Here is a 6,918-nt window from a genome sequence, read left to right on the forward strand (position 1 = left end):
GCGGTGCGGGTTGCGTGGAAGGCGGGGCGGGGCTGTCAGGCTGAGGTGCAGGCGGTGCGGCCTCTTCCTCAGTCAGAACCTGGTCAGTCCTGGCCTTGATCTCATCGGCTGTCTGCTGGCTTATCAGCCCGTTGCTGACGGCGAAGCCAGCAGCCAGAGCGACAAGGGCTGCAATGATTGCAGCTTTCAACTTCTTCGACATCCATAGGCGCCTTGTTCGTGACACCCAACCCACGGCCAAGGGTGCCGCAACCATGGCGAAGGGTCAATCCTTTGGCTGGAATCTCTGCTGATGCAACGAAATCAACTGGGTACAAACGAAAAACGCCGCCCTATGGGCGGCGTTTCGGCATTGCAGCGTGAAACCCAGATTACTTGATCTTGGTTTCCTTGAATTCGACGTGCTTCTTGGCGACCGGGTCGTACTTGCGGAACGACAGCTTGTCGGTCTTGGTGCGGCTGTTCTTGCTGGTCACGTAGAAGAAACCGGTGTCGGCGGTCGACAGAAGCTTGATCTTGATGTTTGCGGCTTTGGCCATGATAATCAGTCCGTTTGTTCGTGGGGTTTTGGCCGCTGGAGCACGGGGAAACACCCGGACGCGGGAAACTTGGCGCGACACATAAAGAACGCGCCCGGAAAGTCAAGCCCGGCAAGCCTGGTGCGACCCGCCTGAGCCTGCTGGTGAACGGAAATCATGCGGTTTCTGTCGCCGGTGACGCAACCTTCTTCCAGTCCCCGGTCGTGTTCCACCAGCGATTCGGATTGGCGCGGTCGTCCAGTCCCTTGGAACGGCTGGCGAGAATCGGTTGAATGCGGATCACCGGTTCCTGGTAGGAATGTGCTGGAAAATCGCTTCGACGACACGGGCGGCCAGCGCCTGATCGTCCGGCAGTTCGAAAGAAACCTCGACCGTGCCTGGCCGCCGCCGCAATTCGGTTTCGGCGCCGGCGGCCGCACCGTCAAGAGGCCTGTAGCGTTCGATGCCGTGCGCCGACTGATAGGCATTGCGGTCATATTTGCCCATGGCCAGCGGCGCAATCGCCACCACAGCATCCATGATGCGGTCGACGTCGGCGGCCGGAGCCTGGAAGGTCACGAGCAGAAGCAGTGTCATTCGTAGCGATGTGGTTTCAAAGCCGCTGTCGATCATGGAAGTGTCCTCAAGAGTTTTGGGACACCTTTTTAGCCCTGCGCTCCTGACACGGTTCTGTCAGCAGCCTGTCGCCGTGCCGTGCCAAATGCATGGCAGGCCGCAGTCGCGCTACAGCAGGATCTTGCGAACCAACCTGACGGCGACCAAAGCGATATAGGCGGCGAAGAACAGGCCGAGCGACCAGCCGAAGCCGGACGGGCCGAACGCATCCATGCCGATGCCGATCGCCTGCGGGCCGAGCACCATGCCGACGCCGTAGCACAGCACGAAGGCGGCGTTGGCCGACGCCAGTTCATGGCCGGAAAGCTGCGATCCGAGATGGGCGAGGCCGATCGTGTACATGGCAGCGACGACGCCGCCCCAGACGAACAGAAGCGCGGCCATCAAATGCCAATTCTGGGCGAAGAAAGGCATGAAGACGGTGCCGATAAGACCGACCGTCGCGCAGGCAATCAGCAGGTAGCGGCGATCGCTGACGCGGTCGCTGATCATGCCGATCGGGATCTGCAGCAACACATTGCCGAGGCCGATCATGGTCAGCAGAAGGGCTGCATCGGCTTCGGAGTAGCCGATTCGGCTGCCGTAGATCGGGAACAGCGCAAAGCCGCCGGTTTCCACCGCGCCGAACACCAGCACGGCAGCGGTCGCCGACGGCACCAGCCAGATGTAGCGCAGGAAATTGCTGGTTTCGCCGTCCGAGGCGATCGAAGGGCTCTCGTTGCGTGCTGCCAGCACGGGTATGGCCGCCAGCGTCACCAACGCGATGATGACGCCGAACGGCCTGAAGCCGGAACTGCCGAGATGGGCGAACAGCCACGGTCCGGCGGCAAAGCCGAGCGACAGGACAGTGGCGTAAATGCCCAGGACAAGGCCGCGCCGGTGCGGCGGCGCCGAGGTGCTGATCCAGAATTCGGACAGGATGAACAGCACCGTCAGCGCAATGTGCAGCACGATGCGCAGCGGAAACCACATCCAGAAATCGGGTGCGAAATGGAAGCCGACAAAGGCCAGAGCGCCGGCGGCGATCATGGCGATCATGGTCCAGGCAACGCCGAAGCGCATGGCGAGCGGGGTCGCCAGCGGCGCACCGGCGATCGAGGCGAGGCCGGCAACGGCGGTGTTGAGGCCGATCATCGAAGCCGAATGGCCGCGCGTTTCAAGGATGACGCTGAGCAGCGGCATGCCGAGGCCGATGGCGATGCCGACGACGCTGATGGACGAGATCGCCGCCACCATCGGCAGCCAGTGTACGCGTTCGTCGCCCTGTGGTTGGGTATCGACCGTCATGGGATGCTGAATACTCTGCCTGTTTGATCTTACGCAATTCCCTAGGGAAAGTGCTCTAGAGAAGTTCGCGGATGAAGCGGCTGCGGACAAGCCGGTAGAAAGGCACGGGGCCGCCTGGACGCAACAGCGGATCATGGGCGAGCCGCTTTTCCAGCTCGTCCAGGATCATTCGGGTGATGTCGGGTATGTCGGCTTCCCTGGCCTTGGCAAGCGGCAACCAGACCAGCTCTTCCAGTTCGTTGGTCGGACCGCCACCGGGCAGTTCGACCGCGACGTCGTCACGCCAGGCACTGAAGAAGCGGGTGTCGAAGCGGCGCACCCGGTTGGGCGGCGTGATGGCGCGCGCGACGAAGCGCAGCATGTCCAGCGAGGGTTGCACGCCGTGCTCGGCAAAACCTTGCCAATCGGACCTGGGGGTTGCGAAAGCACCCTTGCGGCCGATCAGCAGCCCGGCTTCCTCATAGGTTTCGCGGATGGCCGACAGGGCGATGGCGCGGGCTCGTGCGGCGCTTGTGCGCCCCGGCCCGGCGATCAGCCTGGCTTCCTGCTCCGGGTGTAATGCGGCGGCGACCGGGATGCGGCTGTCGGCCGGATCGGTGCGGCCGCCGGGAAAGACGAACTTGCCTGGCATGAAGGCGTGGCCGGCATGGCGGCGACCCATCAGAACCAGCACCTCGTCGCCCTTGCGGTCGAGCAAGATGAGGGTTGCCGCGTCGCGCGGACGAATTGGCCGGTCGCTATGAGCGATCATGCTCCGCTCGATCCTATCGACTTCCGCCTTGGTCATACCGTCCATGCGCAGGACCTAGCGGAAACTTCTGGCAAGCGAAAGTGGCCTTTCACGGTCGGTATGTTGCGCCAGGCAGCATTCTTGGCTGCGGCCTAGGCTCCGGGATGCGGCTCGATCACGTCGTGTTCGCCGCCGAAGCCGTGCATATAGAAGGCCCATTGCAGTCCGATGACGGCGCCCTTGACCGGCTGCAGCAGCGCAACCGACAAAAGGATGGTCAGCGGGACCCAGATGGCGATGTGCTGCCATGTGGACAACGTCGACGTCGCCTCAACACCCATGAAGGCGCCGAGCACGATGTGGCCGACGATGACGATGACGAGATAGGCGGGCAGGTCGTCGGCGCGGTGGTGATGCAATTCCTCGCCGCAGACAGAGCATGTGTCGACGGTCTTGGTGAAAGCGCGAAACAGCTTGCCTTCGCCGCAATGCGGGCAGCGGCCGAGCAGGCCACGCTTCATCGCCGTCCACAGCGGACGCGCGGCCCGGCCCGAGTGACGTTCTCCGCCGAAAACCTGTTCTTCCATGGCTGTTGTCATCATCGTCTCCTGCCGCGCGAACCCGGTCGCGATTGCGACGCGCGGGCGCGGCCCTTGGCCTTGTGAAACGACCGCTTGGAGCCCGGCAGAGGCTTCGGATCGGTCAACATCTCGAAGCGCATCGCGCCGGCCATCGGCGCCACCTCGATGAGTCGGACCTCGACGCGGTCCGCGAGCTGATAGCCTTTGCCCGAGCGTTCTCCGAACAGGGAGCGGGCCGTTTCGTCGTATATATAGTAATCGCCACCCAGAGTTGACACCGGGATGAAACCATCCGCGCCGTACTGCGGCAATTGGACAAATAGTCCTGATTTGGTGACGCCGGAGATGCGGGCGTCGAAACGGTCGTCGACGCGTTCGGCCAGATAGGCGGCGATCAGGCGGTCGACCGTGTCCCGCTCGGCCGCCATTGCGCGGCGTTCCGTTCCTGAAATCAGCACCGCAACATCTTCTAGGCGTGCCGCTTCGTCCTGCGTCAGCCCGCCCGGACCCAGGCCGAGTGCGGCAATAAGTCCGCGATGCACGATCAAATCGGCATAGCGGCGGATCGGCGAGGTGAAATGGGCGTAGCGCCTGAGGTTAAGACCGAAATGGCCGATGTTCTTTGGCGAATATTCGGCCTGGCTCTGCGAGCGCAGCACCACTTCGTTGACCAGGCCTTCATTGTCGGCGCCGCGCACGCGCTCCAAAATGCCGTTGAACTGGCTTGGCTGCATCTGCGCGCCGCGCGCAAGTGACAGGCCCAAGGTCTGCAGGAACTCGCGCAGCGATTCCTGCTTGGCCAGCGATGGCGCGTCATGGACGCGATAGACCAGTTCCTGCTTCTTCGCTTCGAGCGTCTCGGCCGCCGCGACATTGGCCTGGATCATGAATTCTTCGATGAGCCTGTGGGCATCGAGCCGCTCCGGCACGATGACGCGATCGACGGTGCCGTCCGGCTTGAGCACGATCTTGCGCTCCGGCAGATCGAGTTCGAGCGGCTGGCGGCCATCGCGGCCGCGCTTCAGGATCGCATAGGCGTCCCACAGTGGCTTCAGCACGGTTTCGAGGATCGGGCCTGTCTTGTCGTCCGGCGCACCGTCGATCGCCGCCTGAGCCTGTTGGTAGGCGAGCTTTGCCGCCGACTTCATCATGACGCGATGGAAGGTATGCCTGAGCTTGCGGCCCTCGGCCGAAAAGATCATGCGCACTGCCAATGCCGGACGGTCCTGGCCTTCGCGCAGCGAGCAGAGATCGTTGGAGATGCGCTCGGGCAGCATCGGCACGACACGATCCGGGAAATAGACCGAATTGCCGCGCTTCAGCGCTTCGCGGTCGAGTGCCGTGCCGTAGCGCACATAAGCGGCGACATCGGCGATGGCGACGGTGGCGACCACGCCGCCCGGGTTCTTCTCGTCGAGGTCCGGCGCGGCGAAGACCGCGTCGTCATGGTCCTTGGCGTCGGCCGGATCGATGGTGACCAGCGGCAGGTCGCGCCAATCCTCGCGATGGTCAAGCGTCGCCGGTTTGACGGCTTCGGATTCTGCGATGACGTCGGCCGGGAAGATATGCGGAATGTCGTGCGCATGGATGGCGATCATAGAGACCGCCTTTTCGCTGGTCAGAGAGCCCAGCACGGTGAGCACCTTGGCTCTCGGCAAGCCGAAACGGGAGGCTCGCGCCGGCTCGACCTCGACCAGGTCGCCATTCCTGGCGCCGTTCTGGAATTCCTTGTCGACGATCAGTTCGGGCTGGCGCCGTTCCACCGGTTCGATGCGGAAGGTGCCGTCCTGCAGGATGCGAAAGATACCGAGCACGGCGTCGGTGCGTTTTTCGAAAATCTTCACCACGCGCCCGGTGTAGGCGGGGCCACCCAGGGCGACATTCGTCTCGTCGGCGGGAAAGGTCTTGGCCAGCACGCGGTCGCCAATGCCCGGCGCCGGTCCACCACCGCTGCGCGACAGGCGGATGGAAACAATGGGTGGCGGTCCATTGGCTGTGTGTTCGGTTGGGCGCGCCAACAGCACGCCATCGGCATCGCGGTCGAAAATATCGAGGACCGTGACATGGGGCAGGGCACCGACGCGGGCCAGCCCCTTGCGCTCCTTGGTGAGGACGCCTTCGTCCTGCAGGTCGCGCAAAATGTCCTTCAGCCAGATGCGGTCGTCGCCGCGCAGCGCGAACGCCTTGGCGATGTCGCGCTTGCCGGCGCGATCGGGATTTTCGGCAATGTAGCGCAGGATTTCGTCACGCGACGGCCGATAGTCGTCCTTGACCTTGGCCCTGGTGTCGGCGGTGCGCGGATCGCCGTGGGTTCTACCGGTGATCTTGCGCGCCACGCTGTCCTACCCTTTTTTCTTCGCGGCCGGCTTCTTCGCAGCCGGCTTTTTGGCCGCCGTTTTCTTGGTTGCGGGCGCCTTGGCCGCTGCCGCCTTGCGGAACGGCTTTTTGCCGCCGCCGCCCTTGGCTTCCTTCTCGGCAATCAGCGCCAGCGCGTCCTCGATGGTCACCGACTGCGGATCCCTGCCCTTGGGCAGGGTGGCGTTGACCTTGCCGAAATTCACGTATGGCCCGTATTTGCCGTCGCGCACGACGATCTTGCCGCCGCCGTCGGGATGGTCGCCAAGCTCCTTCAGCGCTGCGGCAGTGCCGCCATTGCGGCCGCCCTTGCCCTTCAGCTGCTTCTCGGCGATCACCGACACGGCGCGGTTGAGGCCGATCGAGAACACGTCCTCGATGCTTTCGAGATTGGCGTATGTGCCGTCATGCAGCACAAACGGACCGTAGCGGCCGAGCCCGGCCGAGATCAGCTTGCCGGATTCCGGATGCTGGCCGACATCACGCGGCAATGACAGCAGCGCCAGCGCCTTCTCGTGGTCGATCGACTCTGCTGTCCAGCCCTTGGGCAGGCTGGAGCGCTTGGCTTCCTTGCCGTCGCCACGCTGCAGATAGGGGCCGAAGCGGCCGCTGCGCAGAGTGATTTCCTCTGACGTGTAGGGATCCTTGCCGATGACCTTGGTGCCGTCCTCGCCGCCGCCATTCTCGCCATTGGGGTTGGCGGCGTCGCCGAGCTGGCGGGTGAAGGAGCATTCGGGATAGTTGGAGCAGCCGACAAAGGCGCCGAACTTGCCGAGCTTCAGCGACAGATTGCCGGTGCCGCATTTCGGGC

The 6,918-nt window shown here is 63.7% G+C and carries 7 protein-coding genes and 1 pseudogene; all 8 read right to left on the reverse strand.

Annotation, left to right across the window (positions count from 1 at the left end; genetic code table 11):
* Positions 1 to 202: hypothetical protein (locus EN943_RS38040; protein ID WP_127416160.1), on the reverse strand; the 202-nt coding region annotated here is incomplete at its 3' end.
* 169 nt (positions 203 to 371) lie between these two features.
* The gene (rpmG, locus tag EN943_RS33175; protein ID WP_006201775.1) at positions 372 to 539 is read right to left on the reverse strand and encodes a 50S ribosomal protein L33; all 168 of its coding nucleotides are present in this window, start codon (positions 537 to 539) and stop codon (positions 372 to 374) included.
* Between the two features lie 154 nt (positions 540 to 693).
* A pseudogene (locus EN943_RS33180) lies at positions 694 to 1,151 on the reverse strand (hypothetical protein).
* Positions 1,152 to 1,262: 111 nt separating this feature from the next.
* Entirely contained in the window at positions 1,263 to 2,441 is a 1,179-nt protein-coding gene (locus EN943_RS33185) for an MFS transporter (protein WP_023810543.1), read from the reverse strand.
* A 55-nt stretch (positions 2,442 to 2,496) separates the two neighbouring features.
* Complete coding sequence (locus tag EN943_RS33190; protein WP_127416161.1) at positions 2,497 to 3,237, reverse strand: NUDIX hydrolase; 741 nt, start codon at positions 3,235 to 3,237, stop codon at positions 2,497 to 2,499.
* Between the two features lie 86 nt (positions 3,238 to 3,323).
* Positions 3,324 to 3,758, reverse strand: coding sequence for a DUF983 domain-containing protein (locus EN943_RS33195; RefSeq protein ID WP_206522858.1), 435 nt, complete (start codon positions 3,756 to 3,758; stop codon positions 3,324 to 3,326).
* A gap of 11 nt (positions 3,759 to 3,769) precedes the next feature.
* Complete coding sequence (gene rnr, locus EN943_RS33200) at positions 3,770 to 6,088, reverse strand: ribonuclease R (RefSeq protein WP_127416163.1); 2,319 nt, start codon at positions 6,086 to 6,088, stop codon at positions 3,770 to 3,772.
* Between the two features lie 6 nt (positions 6,089 to 6,094).
* Positions 6,095 to 6,918, reverse strand: an 824-nt coding sequence (locus tag EN943_RS33205) for a topoisomerase C-terminal repeat-containing protein (protein ID WP_206522857.1), incomplete at its 5' end; no start/stop codon positions are given.

Source organism: Mesorhizobium sp. M7A.F.Ca.US.006.01.1.1, assembly GCF_003997935.1.
In the GTDB taxonomy this organism is placed as follows: Bacteria; Pseudomonadota; Alphaproteobacteria; order Rhizobiales; family Rhizobiaceae; genus Mesorhizobium.